Source organism: Micromonospora sp. DT201, assembly GCF_049841575.1.
Lineage (GTDB): Bacteria > Actinomycetota > Actinomycetes > Mycobacteriales > Micromonosporaceae > Micromonospora.
In genome coordinates, this window is sequence record NZ_JBNCKP010000005.1 from 174,786 (window position 1) to 194,949 (window position 20,164).

Sequence of the window (20,164 nt, forward strand, 5' to 3'; positions counted from 1 at the left end):
CGAACCTTTCCCGGTAGGTGGCCTGTCTTGATGGTCGGCGGCCCGTCAGGGCCAGGGGAGGCGTCGGATGAAGTTGGTGTGGAGGCGTGCCCGCGAGGCGCGCGGGCTGCTGGTGGCCGCGGTGATCGCGGCCCTGGTCGCCGTCGCGTTGGTCACCGGGCTGTCCGACTACAACCGCCGGGCAGTGGACGCCGGACAGCGGGCGCTGATCGCCGCCTCGCCAGCCGAGGAACGCGGCCTTTTGGTCAGTGGGTCAGGCGGAGGCGACGCGGCTGAGTTCGCCACCCGCGACAAGGCGGTCCGCGCCGAGTTCGCCGACGGGCTCGCCGGCGTCCCGGTCAGCGTCGCTGTCGCCCGGTACGGCACCGGCCGGGAGCTGACCGGTTCCCTCGGATCCGTGCCCCGCACCGACGACGAACCCGTCTTCGCCAACCTGGCCACCCTCGCCGACCTCGCCGAGCACGCGGAGCTGACCAGCGGAACGTGGCCCCGCCCGGGGACGAACCCGATAGAGGTGAGCCTCCCGGAACGGGCCGCAGGTGCGCTGGGCCTGAGCGCCGGCGAACGCATCCCGGTGCGCGACCGGGCCACCGAACGGCGCAGCGAGCTCGTGCTCGCGGGCACCTGGCGGCCCCGCGACCCGACCGACGCGTACTGGTTGCTCGCCCCCGGGGTGGGCGCGGGCAGCGCCGCCTACGGCACCTCGTACGGGCCGTTCGTGCTCGACCCGGCCGACTTCGAGGCGACCTTCCCGGGTGCGGTGTCGGCGTCCTGGCTGGCCGAACCGGATCTCGGTGACGTCGACTCCGCCGATCTGCCAGCCGTGCGGAAGGCCCTGGCCGCAGCCGGCACGGCGGTGCCGGAGGCAGCCCAACTGGGTTCGTCGGCGCAGACGGCGACCAAGATGGAAGGGCTGCTGGACCGGATCGCCCGTGCCGACCTGGTGGGCCGCTCCTCGCTGGCCACCCCGATGCTGCTCATCCTGGTGCTCGGCGGGTACGCGCTGGTGCTGGTCGCCGCCCTGCTGCACGAGGACCGCCGTCCGCAGACCGCGCTGCTGCGCGCCCGGGGTGCGGCCCGCCGGCAGTTGGCCGGTCTCGCCGCCCGTGAGGCCACCCTGGTGGTTGCCCCGGCCGCCCTGCTCGGGCCGCTGATCGCCGTGGAAGCGCTGCGATTCGTTCGGCCCGGCGGGTCGGCGGAGCTCACCGCCGCGGGCGGCAACACCGCCCTGGTCTGGGCAGCCGCCGTGGCAACCGCGGTCGGCTGCCTGGTGGCCATGGTCGCGCCGACGCTGCGCGGTGCCGGCACGTACGTCGCCGACATGGCCGCCCGTTCCCGCCCGAACCGGGCGGCGAGCGTCCAGCGGGCCAGCGTCGACCTGGTGCTGGTGGCGCTCGCCGTGCTCGCCTGGGTGCAGCTGCGCCGGTACGCCTCACCGCTGGCTGGCTCCGACGGCCGGCTCGGGCTCGACCCGCTGCTGGTCGCCGCCCCGACGCTCGGCGTGCTGGCCGGCGCCGTGTTGGCCCTGCGGGTGCTCCCTCCGCTCACCCGGTTCGCCGAGCGGTTCGTCGACCGACGCCCCTGGACGGCCACCATGTTCGGCATGTGGCAGGCCGGACGGCGTCCGCACGCCGGCCCGGTGCTGCTGCTCGCCCTCGCCGTCGGCGGCAGCACCCTGGCCTGGTCACTGATCAGCACGGGGGAGCGGTCCCAGGTCGAGCAGGCCGGGCACACGGTCGGTGCCGACCTGCGGGTCACCGAGCGCGGCGGTTCCGCCCCGCTGAGCCGGGCCGGTCAGCTCGCCGCCCTGCCGGGGGTGGACCGCGCACTCCCGGCGTGGCGCGACGAGGTGCGGGTCGGCCGGGACGACCTCCCGGTGACCGTGATCGGTGTCGACCCGGCCAGCGCCCCCGGCGTCGTCCGCCTCGCCGACCGCCTCGCCGACGAGCCGGCGTCGGAGCAGTACAAGCGGATGAGCGATGCGCGCGGGGTCCCCGCGGGCATCGAACTGCCCGCCGAGGCGCGCGCGATCACCGGCACCGTGCGTACCCCGGTGAGCAGCGCCGTCCGGTCCCTCCGGGTCGCGGTGACGCTGCTGGTCACCAGCTCCGACGGGCTCGCCCTGCGGCTGCCGGCGGCGGACGCCCCCGGTGACGGCCGTGCCACCCAGTTCACCGTGCAACTACCCGACGTGGGCGGGGCACGGCTACGGCTCGCCGGGTTCGAAGCCGACGGCGGGCTGGCGGCCGGCAACGCCTACCGACTCCAGATCGACGGGCTGGCCGTGGTCGGGGCCGACGGCACAACCCGGCCCGCCGAACTGAGCGGCGAATGGGCGATGACGGCCCTCGGCGTGAAACCCACGCCGGTGCGGACCACCGGTACCGGGTTCGCGGCGGTCCGCGCCGTGGAGGTGATACCCGACGCTGAGTTCGCGTACCAACCTCCCACCCGGTTCGCCGTCGTGCCCGCCGGACCGAGCGCGGCCGTCCCGGTGCTGATGACCCCTGCGGTACGCGAAGCGCTGAGCCTGCGCGTCGGCGACGCCGTCGACCTGACACTCTCCGGGGTGTCACTGAAGGTCCGCCTGATCGGTGAACTGGCTTCCGTGCCGACCACCACCGGCGAGGGCGTGCTGCTCGACCTGCCCGCCGGGGTCGACGCGCTGATCCGTGCCGGCGGCACGGTGCGGTCGATTCCGGAGTGGTGGGTCGGCACCGACGACGCGACGGCCGCCGCCCAGGCGGTCAGCGAACTGCCCGGCGTGACCGTGCTCGACCGGGAGAAGGTGATCGAGTCGGCCGCCGACGACCCGTACTGGCGCGGGTCGCGTACCGGGATGCTCGCCGCCGCGCTCGGCGCGGTGCTGCTCGCCATCGTCGGCCTGATGGTGGACGTGTGGGCTACCGCCCGGCGCCGGGTCAGCGAGTTCGCGGTGCTGCACACCCTCGGTGCCACGCCTCGGTTGCTGGCCCGGGCGCTGCTGGCCGAGCAGACCTTCCTCGCCGGCATCGGCGTAGGCGTCGGTCTGCTGCTCGGTGCCGCGGTCGGGGCCACCATGGCCCCACTTGTCATCCTCACCCCGGCCGCAGGCCGGCCGATCCCCCCGCCGGCGTTCGCGCTTCCCTGGGTGCCGATCGGTCTGACCGCGGTCGGTCTGCTGCTGGCGGCGCTCGCCTTCAGCGCGTTCATCGCCGCCGGCATCCGTCAGCGGGTGGCGGCGGTGCAGTTGCGAATCGGGGGAGAACGATGAGCGTCGGCGCGGCTGTCCGGCGGGTCCGGGCGTACGGAGGGCAATTCCTGCTCCTGGCGGTGCTGACGCTGGTGGTCACGCTCCTGATCAGCGGCGTGCCCCGGCTGGTCAACCGGCTCGCCGAACAGGGGCTTCGGGCGCAGCTCAACAGTGAGCCGGCGGCCCGTCGGGACATCTCCTACACCACAGGCGTGGTGACCGCCCCCGCCACGAAACCCGCGACGGGCGACGCTCGCGGGCGGTTCGAGGCCCTGGCTGCGGGGATGCCGCCGCAGCTGCGCTCGGCGGTGAACGAGTCCTGGTACAACGTGGACGCCGAAGCGACCCGGGTGGTCGGGCCGGACCTCGCGGCCCGCAACCTGCTGGTCGACCTGGGTCTGCGGGCCGTGCCCGACATTCAGAACGCCAGCACCCTCGTCGAGGGGGCATGGCCGAGCGAAACCTATGTCCCCGACCGCCCGATCGAGGTGGCGCTGGACGTCGACGTGGCTACCAAGCTCAACCTGCGCACCGGCAGCCAACTACGCATCGGCAGGGCCGAAGGCAAGAACAGCCTCGTCGACGATTCCCCGCTGACCGTGGTCGGGCTGTTCCGCCCCGTCGACCGTACGGGCGGCATCTGGGACGGGCTGCCGTCGATGCTGCGGATCACCGAACCGGTTGGGGACGGTGAGCCCCTCATCGCCACGGGCGCGGTCGCCTCGTCGGCCCTCGACAAGCGGGCTGCGGAGGGTTGGTCGATCCGGTCCAACTGGCGATATCGACTGGGCGTCGACAGCATCGACGCGCGGAAGCTGGACCAGCTGATCGACGGCCTTCAGGAAGTGCAGCGCAACAAGCCAGCTGACCTCTCGATGACCCAGGGCGTTGACATTCCGCTGCGGGCGTTCGCCGCGCAGGTGAACGCCGCCCGGACCCTACTGGCGGTGATCGCGGCCGGCGTACTGGCGACCCTGGCCGGGCTGGTCGTGCTCGCGGCGACCCTCGCCACCCGGCGGCGACGGTCGGAGTTCGTGCTGATCCGTGCACGAGGCGGCGGCGCCACGGCCGGCGCCCGACGCAGCCTCGCCGAGTCACTACTGGTGGTGCCGGTCGCCGCCGTGCTCGGCTGGTGGATGGGCACCCTGTTCCCCGGAGCCCCGGACCCCAACACGCCGTACGCGATCGCCGCGACCGTCCTGGTCACCCTGGCCTTGCCGCTGGCCACGTTGGCCGTGCCGACCGGCGGGGCGGCCCGTGGCGACCTGGTCCGGATGCGCCCGTCGACCCGCCGGCTCACCGTCGAACTCTTCGTGCTGCTGCTCGCAGTGCTCGGCGCGGTGCTGCTGCGTCGGCGCGGCCTCACCCTCGGTGAGGTGGACCCGCTGCTGGTGTCGGTGCCGGTGCTGCTCGCGATCGCCGCGGCGGTGCTCGCGCTGCGGGTGTACCCCTGGCCATTGCTGCTGGTCAGCCGGCTGGCCGCGCGGACCCGGGGCAGTGTCGCCTTCCTCGGGACGGCGCGGGCCGGCCGGTCGGCCGTCGCCGCCCCGCTGGTCGTCGTGGTGCTGGCGATCGGCACCGCAGCGTTCTGCGCGGTCGTAGCCGCCGGCGTCGACGCGAGCCGGGACCGGGCCGCCGACCGGATGGTGCCCGCCGACGCGGTGATCCGTGGGGAACGCTTCGCCCCCGACACGGTCGACGAGTTGGGCCGCCTGCAGGGGGTCCGGGCCGTGACGCGGCTGCTGTACGCGTCCGACGAGCAGCTGGCGGCCGACGAACTCGGGACCAGCCCTCGGCTCGGGTCGGCGGCCGTGCTGCTGGTCGACGGATCAGGACTGGCCGCGGTGGCCCGGGAATCCGAGGTGGACCTGCCGCTTCCGGACGCGTTGCGCACCGCCCGGCCCGAACCGGGGCCGCTGCCGGCGATCGTCTCGCCGGCGGTCGCCACCGATCTGGCCAAGGCCGGGCTGGACCGCTCCGCCTTCATCTCCGTGCAGGGCCAGCGGTACGAGTTCCGGGTGGCCGGCAGGGAGGAGAGTTTCCCGTTCCTGCCGGCGGACACCAGCCGGTTCGTCATCCTGCCCTGGCAGGCGCTGCCGGCGCGAAACACCACACCGGTGGCGACCAGCCTGTTGGTCGCCGGGGATCGGCTGGACGCGGAGGCGCTACGCCGTGCCGGCGACCAGGGGCAGCTGCGTTACCAGCAGGAGGGGGCGGTCACCGGGAAGGAACGGCCGATCGGGGTCGTCGTCGACACCCGGGCCGACGTCCGGAGGGATCTCGGTAACGGCGGTGCCAACGGCGTACTGGCCTTCGGGTTCATGGCCGGCGCGGTTGGTGGCTCCGTGCTCGGGCTGCTGGCCATCGCGTTCACCGTGCTGGCCGGCGCACGGGCGCGAGGCCAGGTGCTGTCCCGGCTGCGTACCCTCGGTCTGTCCCGCCGACAGTGGCGTGGGCTGCTGCTGGTCGAGCTGGCACCGCTGGTCAGTGTGTCGGTGCTGACCGGCGCGCTGGTCGGTGCGGTGCTGCCCCTGCTACTCAACCCGGTGCTCGGCCTGTCCGCCTTCACCGGCGGCATGCCGGTCCGAGTGGCCTTCGAGCCCGGCCTGGTGGCCGCGGTGCTCGCGCTCGGAGTGGTCGCCCTCGGCTTCGCGGTCGCCGTCGAGGCCCTGAACAACCGCCGGTTGCGCCTCGGTGAGGTGCTTCGGCTCGGAGAGGAGAGCTGAGATGACCGCTACCGCCCAGACTTCACTGGTGCCCGACCTGGCTGCCCTGCAGCAGCGGGCAGCGCTTCGCGCCGCCGAGCGGGCCGGCGGGCAGGACCGGCTGCGCGGGCACATCGTCTGCGACGGTCTGGTGCGCATCTTCAAGACCGAGGGGGTGGAGGTGGTCGCCCTGCAGGGGCTCGACCTGGTCATCGACCGGGGTGAGCTGGTGGCGATCGTCGGCGCGTCCGGCTCCGGCAAGTCGACCCTGCTCAACATCCTCTCCGGCCTGGACACGCCGACCGCCGGCATCGCCCGGGTGGCCGACTACGACCTGCTCTCGCTGTCTGCGAAGCGGCGACTGAGCTACCGGCGGGAGCTGGTCGGCTTCGTCTGGCAGCAGACCGGCCGCAACCTGCTGCCGTACCTCACCGCGCTGGAGAACGTCGAGCTGCCGATGCAGCTGGCCGGCAAGCGTGGCGGTAAGGCCCGCAGGCAGCGCGCCCGGGAGTTGCTCGACATGGTGGGCGTGGGTTACTGCGCGGACCGGCGGCCGGGGCAGCTCAGCGGCGGCGAACAGCAGCGGTGTGCCGTGGCTGTGGCGGTGGCCAACGACCCGGAGGTGCTCTTCGCCGACGAGCCGACCGGTGAACTGGACGAGGCGACCGGCGCCGACGTCTTCGCCGCGCTGCGCACCATCAACGCCGAACTGGGCGTGACCATCGTGGTCGTCACCCACGACCACGCCGTGGCCACGCAGGTCCGCCGGACCGTCGGGATCCGCGACGGCCGGACCGCCTCCGAGGTACGCCGAACCGCTCGGACCGACGCGGACGGCAACACCGAGCTGGTCAGCGAGGAGTACGCGGTGCTGGATCGGAATGGCCGAATGCAGCTACCGGCTGCGTTCGTCGACGCGCTCTCGTTGAGGGAGCGGGTCCGGCTCGATCTGGAGCCGGACCATGTGCAGGTACGGCCCGGCGACCGGGCTTCGGACGGGCAGGGGGCACGGGCGTGAGCCGTCGGGACATGGTGGTGACCGGCGCGGCCGGGGTCGGCAGTGGGCCTGCGGCGCACCCCGCCGAGGTGGTCCGGGTCAGTGGCGTGAGCCGGACCTTTGGCCGGGGCGAGCACGCCGTGCACGCGGTGCGGGACGTCTCGCTCAGCGCCAACCGCGGTGAGCTGGTCGCCATCCGGGGCCGGTCCGGGGCCGGCAAGACCACGCTGCTGAACCTGATCGGCGGGTTGGACCGGCCGGACAGCGGTCAGGTGGTGGTGGCTGGGCACGAGGTGACCTCGGCAGGTGAGGCGGAGCTGCTGCGGCTGCGCCGCGGCACGGTCGGGTTCGTGTTCCAGACCTTCGGGCTGGTCCCGATCCTCTCCGCCGCCGAGAACGTGGGTGTGCCGTTGCGGCTGGCACAGGTGCCGGCCGCGGAGCGGGAGCAGCGGGTCGCGGTGCTGCTGGAGCTCGTCGGCCTGGGTGGGCACGCGGCCCAGCGCCCGTACGAGCTCTCCGGTGGGCAGCAGCAGCGGGTGGCGGTGGCCCGAGCACTGGCCAACGAGCCAGACCTGCTCATCGCCGACGAGCCGACCGGTCAACTGGACTCGGAGACCGGCCGGTCCATCATGGACCTGTTGCGCGCGGTGGTGCACGCTCGCGGCATGACGGCGTTGGTGGCCACGCACGACCCGGCCCTGATCGACCTCGCCGACCGGGTGCTCGTCCTGCGCGACGGCCGTCTGGTCGACGGCTGAGCCGCTGCTGAATTCGGTGGTGCTTGCGAGAGCGCAGGCGACGGGTGGCGGATGGTGGTCGCGCTCGCTGCACAGCGTTTGTATGGCGGTAGGACAAGGGAGCTTCCCTACTGCGTCTGGTCGGGCTGGGCGGGGCGTTTCTGGCCGTCAGGGAGGGAACCGGCGAGCGGGATCAAGAGGTAGCCCAGCAGGGCGAGGAGAAGACCGGCGCCCGGCCCGGTCGAGATCAACTCGTGTTCGACGTAGGGGTCCTCAGCCTCGAAATACCAGTACACCCCGGTGAGGCTGCCGCAGGCGAGCGCGTTGGAGATGAGCATGCCCCGGCTGGCCTGCCGCCAGATCCACCGGGCCGGGCCGCTGTTGGCGAGCGACAGCACCGCGAACACGGCGGCGATCACCGCGAACGGTAGCGCCCAGCCGAGCACCTTCCAACCCGGAGTGGCATCCGTCCGATCCAGGTAGACACTGCGCCAGGCGGGCAGCCAGAACGCGACGATGACAAGGAGGACGCCGACCGCCAGGAGCGCCGAGCCAGACTGCCGCCACGCCGGGCGCGACTGCGAGGCGCTGGGCATCGTCGGCCTGCTCATGGCAGCGAACGTAACTCGGTCGGGGCAACTTCCGCTGCCCCACCAGGTGGGCGTGACGAGCCGGCGCCCAGGCCGATAGTGCTCCCGGGCGCCGGTCGACTTGGTCAGGCGGTGACCCACTCCTGTGGGGTGAGCACACCCTTGGCCACCGAGAGGCGGATCGAGCGGAGCCGCCCGTCGGCGCCGACCACCGCCACGGTGGGCAGCCCCGTCGCGTCCGTCTCGACCGCCGGCGTACGCAGCACGGGGCTGCCGCCCAGATCGACCCATCGAGTGTGGAAGGCGCCGCCGGACGCGGGCTGCAGGCATACGCTGATCCGCCCGGCATCGTTGCGCTGCGCGATCACCACGCCCTGGTCGTCGTTCAGCACCAGGGCAGCCAGTAGTCCGATGCCGCCGTCCCCGCCGAGGAAATGCGCCGTCGGGTCCCAGCGGCCGCCCGGCTTCTCCTGGCGGTACGCCACGACCCACGCGGTGTTCGGCTGCCGGACCAGCAACAACAGTCGGCCGTCCGGCAGCTCGACCACGGTCGGCGGCCCGGCGGGCGCCGGCAACAGCGTGTTGTACGCGGGTTCGATGTCGCCCTCGGCGTTCTGCTGACTCCATCGCACGATGCCCGGCTGGACGCCGTCTCCGACGGATCCGCCGTAGAGCTCGATGGTCCCGCGACCGGTCCGGATGGCGTGGTAACCGTCCTGGGATCGGCCACCGTGGTCCAGCCAGGGACCCCAGGTGCCGTCGAGCTCGCGGACCCGGGCGCTCATCCCGGAACCGAAATTGCGGACGAAGAAGCGAAGCCGGCCCTTACCGTCCACCACCGCCGCCGGTGAACCGATCTCGCGGCGCTTGATCGGATTGGGGCCCGAGCCGTTGTACGGGTTACCGAGGTTCTCCCAGTCGGTGAACTCGCCCTGCCGGTCCGTCTCGCTGGCCAGCACGACGTCACGGACGTGGCCGTAGATGTTCGCGGAGAAGGTCGCCCGAATCCCGAAGGCGTGCAGTCTGCCGTCGATGTCTCGGACCACCTCCAGCAGCGGGAGAAACGCCTCCTGGTCGGCTCCGGCGGAGCCGCCGAACGATTCCGGACCGGTCCAGGTCCCGGAGCCGGCGGCCGACTCGAGCCAGCGGGCCGGGCGCCCGTCGAGCACGCCGAATGCGGCCAGCCGGCCGTCGCGCATGCGGCGCAGCCAACTGGTCGATCCGTGGTACCGGTAGGTGGTGCTCTGGCCGTAGCCGCGGTTGTACGAACGGTTGCCCAGCTGCCGGTCCCCGCACAGCAGGGGCTGGCCGCACTTGTGGCCGTCCTCACCGCCGTAGATGCTCAGGTACTTCACCTTTTCGGCGAACGCCGCGCCGCTGAGGTTGAAAGGCCAAAGCTTGTTCCAGTAACCGCGGTAGCTCTCGGTCGTCACCCTCTGGGGATGGCCGGCCACGTCGTAGCGCCGCAACGCTTCCATGGCGAACAACGCGGCGGCCGTGTGGTCCTCGTTGTCGCAGTAGTGCGTCGGCCCGTCGCCGTACTTGGTGTGATCGGGATCAGGGTCCATCACCCGGACCACGCTCGGCTGGTTCGCCTCGAGCAGGTCGACCAGCGTGGTGAGCAGTCCTTCCCGGGTAAAGCGATAGGAACCGCTCGCGGCCGGAATGGGGCTGTCGGTCGGCCGCAGGGTCTCCTGTGCCTCGGAGTCGCCGGTCCACAACGTCCGCAGGCGAACCCGCGCGTCCCCCGGACCCATGCGCAGATTGAGGAAAATCAAAGTGACCGGCGCGCAGCCCTCCTCAAGGGTGTTCACCTCGGCGACCACGCCGTCGCGGACATCGAGCGTGGTGCGCTTCCAGACCGCGTCCCTGCGGCCGGTGACGATCGCGGAATAGGCAGCTCGCAGGCCACTCTGCCGGCCCGTCGTGTAGCCCTCGAAATCCTGCGGGTAGTCCAGCCGGTTGCGGTCCGAGGTCGGCACGTTGCGGCCGTCCGCCTCGCCGGCCGTGAGATAGACGCAGACGACCGCGGTGCCGGACCGAAGCGTTTGCAGCAGGTCGGGGACCATGAAATACAGGTCGTCGTCGGTGTGGGCGAGGATTTGCAGGTGGGTCAGCTGGCGTGCGGGACTTACCGGAAGTTCGCCCTTTTTCGATGCGCCTCGAAACAGCCTCATCGAACTCCCCGCAATCGTCGGTGGCCGACCAGCTCTTACGGCCCGGGAATCTACCAGCCGACGGGATATTGGTCCTTGACCAACCGTCGATCCGGTAGGAGCAGGGAGGGCGTCGCCGCGGGACACCACCGGCGGACGGTCAGAGCGCGAGCTTCATGCCCTCGTGGCTGGCCGCGAAGCCGAGGCCCAGGTAGAAGCGGTGCGCGTCCGCGCGGGTCTTGTCCGTGGTGAGCTGCACCAGCGCGCAGCCGCGCTGCCGGGCCTGGTCGATGGCCCAGGTCATCAGGTCCCGGCCCAGCCCCTGGCCGCGCCGGTCGGAGCGGACCCGGACCGACTCGATGAGCGACCGCTCGCTGCCGTGCCGCCCGAGCCCGGGGATGTAGGTGATCTGGAGGCAGCCGACCAGTTCACCGCCTTGCTCGGCGACGATCAGTTGGTTGCGCGGGTCCGAGCTGATGTCCGCGAACGCCCGCTCGTACGCCTCGTCGACCTCGGTGAAATCGCGCGCCTTGCCCAGGACGTCGTCGGCGAGCAGGGCGATGACGGCGGGCAGGTCGGCCCGGACCGCCTCTCGGTAGATCACGTCGGTCATGCTGGTGAGCCTGACACAGCGACGCCGGCGGATGGGACGGCGGCGGTTGCCATCGACGGGCAGCATGGGGCGGCATGGAGCCTCTGCTGCTGCCGTTCCGGTGGATCTATAGGGCGCTTGTGTGGTTTGCGAACTCGCCCCGCACGCTGATCACGTCGTACCTGCTGATGATCGTGGTGGCGGGGGTCATCTACGGCGAGGTCGAGCACCGCAGCCCCGCCGACGCCGTCTGGTGGGCGGTGGTGACCGCGTCCACCGTCGGGTACGGCGACATCTCGCCGACCACCTGGGCGGGCCGGACGCTTGCCGCGCTGCTCATCTCGACCATGGTGTTGCTGGTGATCCCGCTGATCACCGCACACTTCGCCAGCCGACTCATCGTCGATGACGACGCCTTCGTGCACGAGGAGCAGGAGCAGCTCAAGACCGACGTCCGCCGGATGCGGGCGCTGCTGGAGGAGTTGGCCACCCGGCAGGGCATCGAGCTGCCGCCGCTGCCACCGAGCCCTGACGTCAGCGGGCCGGGCAGCGGAGGCCCTCCCGCGGAACGGTCAGGTCGAGCAGGTAGGCGTCGACCGCGTTGGTGATGCAGGAGGTCTGCGGGTAGGCGGTGTGCCCCTCGCCCTCCCAGGTGAGCACTCGGCCGACGCCCAGCATCGACGCGAGCTGTGGGGTCTGCTCGTAGGGCGTCGCGGGGTCACCGGTGGTGCCGACCACCACGATCGGCGGTGCGCCGTTCGCCCGGCCGGTCGGGTACGGGTCCCGCCCACCCGGCCACTCGACGCAGCTCAACATGCCGACTGCCAGCGCCGGCCCGAACAGCGGGTATTTCCCACGCCACTGCGACTGCAACTGGCGGATCTGCTCCCGGCTCGGCTTCTCCGTCTCGTCGGCGCAGTTGATGGCCAGGTTGGCGTCGAACAGGTTCGAGTAACGCCCGTCGGAGCCCCGGCCGGCGTACGAGTCGGCGAGCCGGAACACGTCCTTCGGGTCGCCCTCGGCCAGCTTGTCGATCGCCTGGGCCAACTCCTGCCAGCCGGCTTCGGTGTAGAGCGACGAGATGACCGCGTAGAACACCCAGCCGGCGGTGGCCTCCCGCCCGTTGGCACCACGGACCGGGGAGGCCTTGGCCTTGTCGATTGCCGAGGTGACCGCGGCCCGCGCGTCCGGGGCGATCGGGCAGCGACTCGCGTTCGCCGCGCACCAGCGGGTGAAGTTGGTGAACGCCCGCTCGAAGCCGCGGGCCTGGCTCTCCGAGCCTTCCACCAGCTTCTGCTGTGGGTCGACCGCGCCGTCGAGCACCAGCGCACGCACCCGCTGCGGGTAGAGCTGGGCGTATGTGGCGCCCAGCAGAGTGCCGTAGGAGTAGCCCAGGTAGGTGAGCTTGTCGTCGCCCACGGCGGCGCGCACCGCATCCATGTCACGGGCGGCCTGCTCGGTGCCGTACAGCGGCAACTGGTCGCCGTACCGATCGCCGCAGCCACGCCCGATCCGCTGGTTCAGGCTGGCGAAGCCGTCGAACGCCGACTGGCTCGATGGATCCGGGTCGAAGCCGAAGCTGGCATCGAGGTCGGCGTCGGAGATGCATTTCACCGGGCTGGACCGGGAGACCCCGCGCGGGTCGAAGCCGACGATGTCGAAGCGCTCGGTGATCGAGGTGGGAAGCCCGCCGAACTGGGGGCCGAAGGAGAGGTAGACGGCGGTGTCGACGCCGGAGCCGCCCGGGCCGCCCGGGTTGACCACAAGTGAACCGAGCCGGTCGTGCTGCTTTGTGGAGCGTGCCCGCAGCAGGGCGATCTCGAAGGTTTGCCCGACTCCCGGGCCGGTGCTCGCCCCGCCGCCGGTGCCCCAGTCGCGGGGCACCGCGATCCGGGCGCACTCGTAGCGCATGTCCGGTGCGCCGCGCCCGACCAACTCGTCGGGCACCTCCGGGCAGGGCCGCCAGGCGGGCGCGCTGCCGGTCGGTGCGGCCGCACCCTCGACCTCGGTGCGTGGCGCGAACGCCGGCAGCGTGCAACCGGCGGTGAGCAGCGCCGCGACGCTGAAGACGGCCAGAGTACGACGGACCCGGCGACTGGTCGCCATCCGTTGCTGATTGGCGGTGCGGGTCACGTGGTCCTCCGGAATCGAGTCGACGGCCAGGCTACGCTGAGCCGCTGGCGGCCCGGTCCACGGTGGCCGCCGGGTCGCCGCGCAGCACCTGGTCCACATCGAAGCGGATCGGCCGGTCGAGCTGGTCGTAGCGGCAGGACCGGGGATCGCGGTCCGGGCGCCAGCGGACGAACTGGGCGGTGTGCCGGAACCGTTCGCCCTCCATCGCGTCGTAGCCCACCTCGACCACCAGCTCCGGACGCACCGGCTCCCACTCCAGGTTCTTCGTGCCGGTCCACCGGCTCACCCCACCCGGGATGCGTTGGCCGCGCTCGTGGTCGCCGTGCACCCACGGGTGCTCGCCGCCGGTGTCCCGGTAGGGCGCCAACTCGTCGAGCAGCTCGGCTCGGCGGGCCATGCTGAACGACGCGCTCACCCCCACGTGGTGCAGGACCCCGGCGTCGTCGTGCAGGCCGAGCAGCAGCGAACCCACCACCGGGCCGGACTTGTGCCAGCGGAAGCCGGCCACCACCGCGTCCGCGGTGCGGGCGTGCTTGACCTTGAACATCAGCCGTTTGCCCGGCTCGTACGGCAGGTCGGCCGGCTTGACGATCAACCCGTCCAGCCCGGCACCCTCGAAGACGTCGAACCAGCGGCGGGCGGTGTCGGGATCGGTGGTGACCTGGGTGACGTGCATCGGCGGACGCACCCCGGCCAGCGCTTCGACCAACCGCTCCCGGCGACGCGGGTAGGGCTGGTCGAGCAGCGCCTCGTCGCCGATGGCCAGCAGGTCGAAGGCGACGAAGTCGGCCGGTGTCGTCTCGGCCAGCATCTTCACCCGGGAAGCGGCCGGATGGATGCGCTGGGCCAGCAGCTCGAAATCCAACCGCGCCTGGCCGCTCGGCCCCTCCCGCCGGATGACGATCAGCTCACCGTCGACCGCGCACCGCTCGGGCAACTGCCGGCGGGCCTGATCGACCACCTCGGGGAAATAGCGGGTCATCGACTTGCCGCCCCGGCTGGCCAGCTCGACCTCGTCGCCGTCGCGGAACACGATGCACCGGAACCCGTCCCACTTGGGCTCGTAGGTCACCCCGGGCGTGGTGGGAAGCTTGGCGACGCTCTTGGCCAGCATCGGCTCGACCGGAGGGTTGATGGGCAGGTCCACGGCGACCAGTCAATCAGACGGTGCCGACAGTCGTGAGGCAGATCACCGTGGGTGCCGAGGTGGCGTGTCCGCCCACGCGCCGCTCGTCCCGTCCCTGGCGAATCGAATAACCACAGGTCAGAGCTATTTTCACGAGGTGTCCGAGTGGGTCTGTGACTGCTGCGGGCGGTGGCGGGTGAGCGTCGAGCTGATCCGGGGCCGCTACCGCTACCGGCTGACCCGCCGTTACCCGCAGCGGTTCGGCGGCGGCCGGAACGTGCTCGGCGAGGTCGGTTCGGTGCCGGAGTTGGAGGAACTGCTGCGTCGGCGTACCCCTTTGAGCCTGGCCGACCTGCGCGAAGCCGCCTGATCCCGTCGGGTTTGCGCGCTGGTGTCACGATCCACCTGGCGGCCTCGTCCGCACCCGTCGTGGGTGCCCGGCGGCGCGGCCGGGGAGGGACGCGATGCGGTTCGAAGCCGTTACGGACATCGCCGCCGAGGTCGAGCAGGTCTGGGCGGTGCTCGTCGACGTGCAGCGCTGGCCCGAGTGGACGGCGTCGGTGTCCCGGGCCGAGCGGGGTGAGCCCGGGCCCCTCGCCGTCGGCGCGACTGCCCGGTTGACCCAGCCGAAGCTACGGCCGGCGGTGTGGCGGGTCACCGAGCTGACCGAGCAGCGGTCGTTCGTCTGGGTCTCCGACACTCCGGGCGTGCGGACCACGGCAGAGCACCGGCTGCTGCCGCTGCCCGACGGGCGCACCCGCGTCGAGCTGGTGCTGAGCCAGTCCGGGCCGTTGGCCGGCCTGATCGGCCGGCTCTACGGTGGGCTGTTCCGCCGCTACCTTCGGCTGGAGGCCGACGGGCTCAGGAGTCGGAGCGAGCGGGGCTGACGGGAGTCAGAATCGGGCGAACGAGCGGATCTGGGCCCGTGGACCGTACTTCGGAGCCTGGATGCCGGCGGCCCTCAGCAGCAGGCACACCCGGCCCCGGTGACCCCGGAACGGTTCCAGCAGGGCCAGCATCCGGGCGTCGTCGCCCCTCGGCTCGCCGGCGAGCGCCCAGGCCACGGTGTTCGGGACGTGATAGTCGCCGACGCTGACCGCGTCCGGGTCCCCGTACGCGACCCGGACCACCTCGGCGGCCGTCCACGGCCCGATGCCGGGGATGGCGGTCAGCCGGCGGGTGGCGTCGGTGGCGTCGGCGCTGCGCTCCAACCGGTCGGCGAGCGCTGCGGCGCGACGCAGCGTGTCGGCCCGGCGCTGCTCCACCCCGAACGGGTGGAACACCCAGTACGGGGTGGCGGCCACCGCGGCAGCCTCGGGCGGCAGGAGCAGCGGCTGCAACGGGCCGGGTGCCGGCTCCCGGAAGTGCCGCACAGTTGCCGAGTACGCCCGGAACGCCTCCTTGACGGTGACCTTCTGCTCGAAGATCGCGCGCAGCAGGTGCGGGAAGACCTGCCCGGTCGAGGGCATCCGCAGCCCTCGGTGCTCCCGGGCCAGCCGGGCGACCAGCGGGTGCGCCCCGGCCAGCTCGGTGAAGCCGGTCAGGTCGTCGCGTAGCCCGGCGATCGCGTCGGCGCGCGCCAGAACATGCTCCGCGCCCGGCCCGTAGCCCTCCGCGAGCAGCTCGCCACCGGCGGGCCGCAGCGCGAGGGTGGCCGGCCCGTCCGGGGTGCGGGTGGCCCACCAGAAGGCACCGGCGGCCACGCGCGCACACGGGTCGTACGGGCTGAAGGTGAGCCCACGGACCGACGCGGCCAGCCGGTAGCCGACCGGCGGGTGCAGCACCCTGGTCGCGGCGGGTTCGGTGTCGGTCACCCCGCTACTTTGCCAGGTCAGGATCCGGCCCTGGCAGCCGCCGTACCGGTCCCGCTATCGATTGGGGAGAAACGTGAGGGCACGTTAAGGCAGCCGTAACGGTGGCGCGAACTACCCGAACGGCCAGGATTCTCTCGGCAAACCAGAACCAAACTCACTTATGCCGCCAGAGGTTGTGGGTCAGGCATCGATCGTGTGGTTGTTTGATGTCCTGCAGGTAAACACACTGTCCCGGGTCACCTGCGGCGGCCACCATCGTCCCCACTCGCGGGCGACCGTGGCCCGGCCCGGAGATCGGTGTCCGCCGACAGCCGCCCAACACGGCGAGCGATCGGCGCTAGATCGCCACGCAGTGCCAACGGGGGATCTGTGGAAAGGCATGCAGTGATGGCTGCACGAGTGTGTGTCGGACGGCCCAGCGCATGATCGCTCTGAAGGTCTACCGACTTCTGCCGCCGCAGGTGCGGCGGCGCCTCCTCGCTGTGCTGCCGGCCCACCGGCGGATCGGCCTGGTGCAGACGCTCTCCCGGCCGCGCGGCGGTGACACCGTGCATCCCCTGGGTGCCCGGGTGACCGTGCCCGACGGCGGCGTCCGAATCAAGGCCGAGGTGGTCGCCACAGCTACGCCGTTGGAGCAGTGGCACCGCAACCTCACCGCCGTCACCACCGCGCTGCACGCTGCCGGCATCGACTACCACTGCATCCGTAACGATGACCACCTGCGCAGCACTGTCGCAGTCCTCGACGACCAGCGGCCGGCGGTGCAACACGTCATCCGCTCCGCGCCGGAGTTGTCGGGGGCCAACGTCCGGGTGGTGCAGGTCCAGCCCGCTCGGGACCAGCCGGACGCCGCCCCGACCGAGGTGTTCCAAGTCTGCTTCCCAGTGACCGACGCCCGAGCCGGTGTGGTCCTCGGTGCCCAGTTCGCCTGCGAGATCGAGCTCTGGAGCCGGCGCGGGGACATGGTCCGCGCGCCCCGACGCAACGGTGTCGTCGACGAGGCGCCCGCCCGGGCACAACCGGTCCGGGTGGCCGCAGCCTTGATGAGTCACTTCGTGCCCGAGGCCGACGACCACACCTACGGCACCCGCCGGGACCTGGCCGTCCGGGCGCCGGACCGCGTTGGCTTCCCGATCGACGCCGTCTACACCTGGGTGGACGGCTCCGACCCGCAGTGGCAGAAGCGGAAGTCGATGGCACTCGGTGCCCCCGACGGCCCGGTGCACGCGGTGGCCGCGAACTCCTCGCGCTACCACAACCGCGACGAGCTGCGGTATTCGATGCGGTCGCTGCACAGCTTCGCGCCCTGGCTGAGGCGGATCTTCCTGATCACCGACAGTCAGCTGCCGAGCTGGCTCGACCCGAGCCATCCCAGGATCACGCTCATCTCACACGCGGAACTCTTCGCCGACCTCGGCGGCCGGTCGTCGTACAACTCGCACGCCATCGAGTCTCGGCTGCACCGCATCGACGGTCTGGCCGAACACTTCCTCTACCTCAACGACGACGTGTTCCTCGGGCGTCCACTGCTGCCGAACCACTTCTTCCACGCCAACGGGATCGCGAAGTTCTTCCCCTCACCGGCGCAGTTCGGCCTGGGCGAGGCGAATCCTGAGGACCCGCCGGTGAAAGCCGCCGGAAAGAACAACCGTCGACACATCCAGCGGCAGTTCGGCGTGACCATCACACAGAAGATGAAGCACACCCCGTTCGCGCTGCGCCGCAGCATCATGCAGCAGATCGAGGGCAGGCTGCCGGAGGAGGTGATGGCCACCGCACGGCACCGGTTCCGTCACCACGGCGACCTGTCCATCCCGTCGTCGCTGCACCAGTACTGGGCGTTCCTGACCGCGCAGGCTGTTCCCGGCGACATCGAGTACGAGTACGCCGACCTGGGCCACCCCTCGACCCCCGCCCGACTGGCCGAGCTGCTGGCCCGCCGGGACCGCGACGTCTTCTGCCTCAATGACACCGACTCCGATCCGCGGTCGTTCGAAGAGCAGGAGAAGATGCTGGCCGACTTCCTGCCGCGCTACCTGCCCTTCCCCGCCCCATTCGAGCTGCCCGACGACGTCGTGGCGGAGCGGCGGTCCGTGGGCGCCGGTGAGCTGTGGCGGCGGTCGTACCGTCAGGTGGTGGATGCCCGTCGAGGCACCCCGATCGACGCGCCCACCACGCCCAACACCATGCTCAGCACGGTCACCGACTTCAGGGGCTTTGCGCCGAGGATGGACGGCTGACCCGCCCGCACCGTCTCAGCCCGCAATTTTCGGACATCGTCTGTAGTGGAGCCCAGCTTGGTACGCCCCGCACCTCAACCGCCATCGTCGGAGCCGCCGCGGGCGCTCGCCGAGCCGTCGGGGCTCGTCGACGTCTACCGTCGGGTGCTGAGCGCACAGACCCGTCGCGCGATCGCGACGAAGGTGAGCCCGCGAGCACGCCACCAACTCAAACAGTGGGTCGCACGGGCATCCCGAGACGCCCTGGTGGCGGGGCGCCGGGGCGAGCGGTTGGCGCGACGGCAGCCGGAACTGCTCGCCGGTGGTGACCGGGCGGTCGTGACAGCGGACCGTGCGTCGCGGATCGCCCTCGTCGACCGGGCAGTCACGCCGCTGCGGGCCCGGGCGGCGAACCTGACCGCCGTGACGGCGGCGCTCGACGAGGCTGGCATCGAATATTTCCAGGTCCGTGGTCGGTCACCTCGTGCGTCCGTGGTCGCCGTCGACGTCGCCGACCGCAGCCGCGCTCAGACCGCGCTCGCTGCTGCCTGCGCACGAGTTCCCGGCTACGTCTCCATACCTCGGCAGAACGGTGAACGGCCCCCGGTCGCGGGCTTCGAGCCACGGACGTGGGACCGGGTCGCCGAGGCCCCGGTGCTACGACTGACCTGGTACTGGACGGATCCACGGCACCGTCTGGTGCTGGGGCCGGCGTACGGCTGTGACGTCGAGTTCTGGACCCGGCAGGAGGACGTCCTCGTCGCCCCCCGCCGTAACCCGGTGGCGGAGCAGGTCCAGGTGTCGTCGCCTTCGGTCCTCGTACCCGAGTCGCAGTTCACCGGCCTGGTGCCGCCCACCGACAGCACGACCGTTCGAACCCGGCCGGAGTTCGCCGGCCGCTCCCCGTACGACGTGGCCTTCCCCATCGACGTCGTCTACACCTGGGTGGACGGCACAGATCCGGACTGGCTGCGTCGACGCGCCACCGTGACCGGAATTCCCTACCACGCCGAGGCGGCGAGTCCGGCTCGGTTCCTCAGCCGCGACGAGCTGCGCTACTCGCTGCGGTCGGTGCATCTGTTCGCGCCGTGGGTGCGGCACATCTACCTGGTGACCGACGACCAGGTGCCGAGTTGGTTGGACCCGTCGGTGCCGGGGATCCGCGTGGTCAGCCACCGGGAGATCTTCACCGACCCATCGGTGCTGCCCACCTACAACTCGCACGCGATCGAGAGCCAGCTGCATCACATCGACGGGCTCTCCGAGCACTTCCTGTACTTCAACGACGACGTCTTCCTCGGCACCGAGGTGCTTCCCCAGGACTTCTTCCTGGCCAACGGCATCTCCCGCTTCTTCCCGTCGCCGGCGCTCGTGCCGCCGGGAGCGCCGAGCGCCGAGGACATCCCGTCGTCAGCCGCTGGGAAGAACAATCGGGCACTGCTCGCCGAGCGCTTCGGCACAGTGCTCAACAAGAAGATGAAGCACATGCCGCACGCGCTGCGGCGCAGCGTCCTGTACGAGATCGAGCAGGAGTTCCCGGCACCGCACCGTGGGACCGCCGCCAGCCGGTTCCGCGGCATGACCGACATCTCGGTCGCCTCGTCGCTGCACCACTACTACGCGTTCCACACCGGTCGGGCCGCGCCGGGCGAGCTGGAATACACAATCGCCGAGTTGTCCCACCCCGACACTCCCGCGCGGCTCGCGCACCTGTTGGCCCGCCGGGACCGGCACGTCTTCTGCCTGAACGACGCCTTCTCCTCCGAGGCGGACCTGACCGCCCAGCTCGCGGTCCTCACACCCTTTCTCGACACCTACTTCCCGGTGCCCAGCCCGTGGGAGAAGGCCTGACATGGTTGACGG

At 71.7% G+C, this 20,164-nt stretch carries 15 protein-coding genes; 9 read left to right on the forward strand and 6 right to left on the reverse strand.

Features of this window, described 5'->3' with window-relative positions; all coding sequences use genetic code 11:
- Positions 1-67: 67 nt before the first annotated feature.
- Genes ACLQ28_RS12515 through ACLQ28_RS12530 form a run of 4 tightly spaced genes read left to right on the forward strand, consistent with a single transcriptional unit; the run spans position 68 to position 7,692 of the window.
- The gene (locus ACLQ28_RS12515) at positions 68-3,253 is read left to right on the forward strand and encodes an FtsX-like permease family protein (RefSeq protein WP_425686396.1); all 3,186 of its coding nucleotides are present in this window, start codon (positions 68-70) and stop codon (positions 3,251-3,253) included.
- A complete protein-coding gene (locus tag ACLQ28_RS12520; protein ID WP_425686397.1) occupies positions 3,250-5,958 on the forward strand; it encodes an FtsX-like permease family protein in 2,709 nt (902 codons plus the stop codon). Before ACLQ28_RS12515 ends, ACLQ28_RS12520 begins: the two co-directional genes overlap by 4 nt.
- Position 5,959: 1 nt before the next feature.
- Positions 5,960-6,955: an ABC transporter ATP-binding protein gene (locus tag ACLQ28_RS12525; RefSeq protein WP_425686398.1), complete on the forward strand. Its 996-nt coding sequence runs from the start codon at positions 5,960-5,962 to the stop codon at positions 6,953-6,955.
- 11 nt (positions 6,956-6,966) lie between these two features.
- Entirely contained in the window at positions 6,967-7,692 is a 726-nt protein-coding gene (locus ACLQ28_RS12530) for an ABC transporter ATP-binding protein (RefSeq protein WP_425686561.1), read from the forward strand.
- Positions 7,693-7,799: 107 nt separating this feature from the next.
- On the opposite strand, the gene ACLQ28_RS12535 is transcribed toward ACLQ28_RS12530, so the two are convergent.
- From ACLQ28_RS12535 to ACLQ28_RS12545, 3 genes are all read right to left on the reverse strand, one after another.
- Positions 7,800-8,282 (reverse strand): hypothetical protein, encoded by a 483-nt coding sequence (locus tag ACLQ28_RS12535; RefSeq protein WP_425686399.1) that lies wholly within the window; start codon positions 8,280-8,282, stop codon positions 7,800-7,802.
- A 104-nt stretch (positions 8,283-8,386) separates the two neighbouring features.
- The gene (locus ACLQ28_RS12540; protein ID WP_425686400.1) at positions 8,387-10,438 is read right to left on the reverse strand and encodes a PIG-L family deacetylase; all 2,052 of its coding nucleotides are present in this window, start codon (positions 10,436-10,438) and stop codon (positions 8,387-8,389) included.
- A gap of 139 nt (positions 10,439-10,577) precedes the next feature.
- Positions 10,578-11,030 (reverse strand): GNAT family N-acetyltransferase, encoded by a 453-nt coding sequence (locus tag ACLQ28_RS12545; RefSeq protein WP_425686401.1) that lies wholly within the window; start codon positions 11,028-11,030, stop codon positions 10,578-10,580.
- A gap of 74 nt (positions 11,031-11,104) precedes the next feature.
- Between ACLQ28_RS12545 and ACLQ28_RS12550 the strand changes: the two genes are divergently transcribed.
- Positions 11,105-11,617: a potassium channel family protein gene (locus tag ACLQ28_RS12550; protein WP_425686402.1), complete on the forward strand. Its 513-nt coding sequence runs from the start codon at positions 11,105-11,107 to the stop codon at positions 11,615-11,617.
- On the opposite strand, the gene ACLQ28_RS12555 is transcribed toward ACLQ28_RS12550, so the two are convergent.
- Together ACLQ28_RS12555 and ACLQ28_RS12560 are read right to left on the reverse strand one after the other, a co-directional pair.
- Complete coding sequence (locus ACLQ28_RS12555; RefSeq protein ID WP_425686562.1) at positions 11,544-13,115, reverse strand: alpha/beta hydrolase; 1,572 nt, start codon at positions 13,113-13,115, stop codon at positions 11,544-11,546. The two genes, ACLQ28_RS12550 and ACLQ28_RS12555, sit on opposite strands and share 74 nt — an antisense overlap.
- A gap of 58 nt (positions 13,116-13,173) precedes the next feature.
- Positions 13,174-14,289 carry an ATP-dependent DNA ligase gene (locus ACLQ28_RS12560; RefSeq protein WP_425686403.1) on the reverse strand — a complete coding sequence of 372 codons (1,116 nt, stop codon included), beginning with the start codon at positions 14,287-14,289 and terminating at the stop codon, positions 13,174-13,176.
- 136 nt (positions 14,290-14,425) lie between these two features.
- Here ACLQ28_RS12560 and ACLQ28_RS12565 point away from each other — a divergent pair, with 136 nt between their 5' ends.
- Both ACLQ28_RS12565 and ACLQ28_RS12570 read left to right on the forward strand, forming a co-directional pair.
- Positions 14,426-14,638, forward strand: coding sequence for a hypothetical protein (locus ACLQ28_RS12565; RefSeq protein WP_110563419.1), 213 nt, complete (start codon positions 14,426-14,428; stop codon positions 14,636-14,638).
- Between the two features lie 94 nt (positions 14,639-14,732).
- The gene (locus ACLQ28_RS12570) at positions 14,733-15,155 is read left to right on the forward strand and encodes an SRPBCC family protein (protein ID WP_425686404.1); all 423 of its coding nucleotides are present in this window, start codon (positions 14,733-14,735) and stop codon (positions 15,153-15,155) included.
- Positions 15,156-15,161: 6 nt separating this feature from the next.
- Here the strand turns inward: ACLQ28_RS12570 and ACLQ28_RS12575 are convergent, their stop codons facing one another.
- Positions 15,162-16,082: a DNA-3-methyladenine glycosylase family protein gene (locus ACLQ28_RS12575; protein WP_425686405.1), complete on the reverse strand. Its 921-nt coding sequence runs from the start codon at positions 16,080-16,082 to the stop codon at positions 15,162-15,164.
- Positions 16,083-16,504: 422 nt separating this feature from the next.
- On the opposite strand from ACLQ28_RS12575, the gene ACLQ28_RS12580 reads away from it, so the two are divergent.
- Together ACLQ28_RS12580 and ACLQ28_RS12585 are read left to right on the forward strand one after the other, a co-directional pair.
- A complete protein-coding gene (locus tag ACLQ28_RS12580; RefSeq protein WP_425686406.1) occupies positions 16,505-18,322 on the forward strand; it encodes a stealth family protein in 1,818 nt (605 codons plus the stop codon).
- Positions 18,323-18,367: 45 nt separating this feature from the next.
- Positions 18,368-20,152, forward strand: coding sequence for a stealth family protein (locus ACLQ28_RS12585; RefSeq protein ID WP_425686407.1), 1,785 nt, complete (start codon positions 18,368-18,370; stop codon positions 20,150-20,152).
- The last annotated feature ends 12 nt before the right edge of the window (positions 20,153-20,164 follow it).

What these genes read in the sequence shown, in the direction of transcription:
- ACLQ28_RS12515 (WP_425686396.1), top strand. Translation starts at nt 68, where the DNA reads ATGAAGTTGGTGTGGAGGCGTGCCCGCGAGGCGCGCGGGCTGCTGGTG.
- ACLQ28_RS12520 (WP_425686397.1), top strand. Translation starts at nt 3,250, where the DNA reads ATGAGCGTCGGCGCGGCTGTCCGGCGGGTCCGGGCGTACGGAGGGCAA.
- ACLQ28_RS12525 (WP_425686398.1), top strand. Translation starts at nt 5,960, where the DNA reads ATGACCGCTACCGCCCAGACTTCACTGGTGCCCGACCTGGCTGCCCTG.
- ACLQ28_RS12530 (WP_425686561.1), top strand. Translation starts at nt 6,967, where the DNA reads ATGGTGGTGACCGGCGCGGCCGGGGTCGGCAGTGGGCCTGCGGCGCAC.
- ACLQ28_RS12535 (WP_425686399.1), bottom strand. Translation starts at nt 8,282, where the DNA reads ATGAGCAGGCCGACGATGCCCAGCGCCTCGCAGTCGCGCCCGGCGTGG.
- ACLQ28_RS12540 (WP_425686400.1), bottom strand. Translation starts at nt 10,438, where the DNA reads ATGAGGCTGTTTCGAGGCGCATCGAAAAAGGGCGAACTTCCGGTAAGT.
- ACLQ28_RS12545 (WP_425686401.1), bottom strand. Translation starts at nt 11,030, where the DNA reads ATGACCGACGTGATCTACCGAGAGGCGGTCCGGGCCGACCTGCCCGCC.
- ACLQ28_RS12550 (WP_425686402.1), top strand. Translation starts at nt 11,105, where the DNA reads ATGGAGCCTCTGCTGCTGCCGTTCCGGTGGATCTATAGGGCGCTTGTG.
- ACLQ28_RS12555 (WP_425686562.1), bottom strand. Translation starts at nt 13,115, where the DNA reads ATGGCGACCAGTCGCCGGGTCCGTCGTACTCTGGCCGTCTTCAGCGTC.
- ACLQ28_RS12570 (WP_425686404.1), top strand. Translation starts at nt 14,733, where the DNA reads ATGCGGTTCGAAGCCGTTACGGACATCGCCGCCGAGGTCGAGCAGGTC.
- ACLQ28_RS12580 (WP_425686406.1), top strand. Translation starts at nt 16,505, where the DNA reads ATGATCGCTCTGAAGGTCTACCGACTTCTGCCGCCGCAGGTGCGGCGG.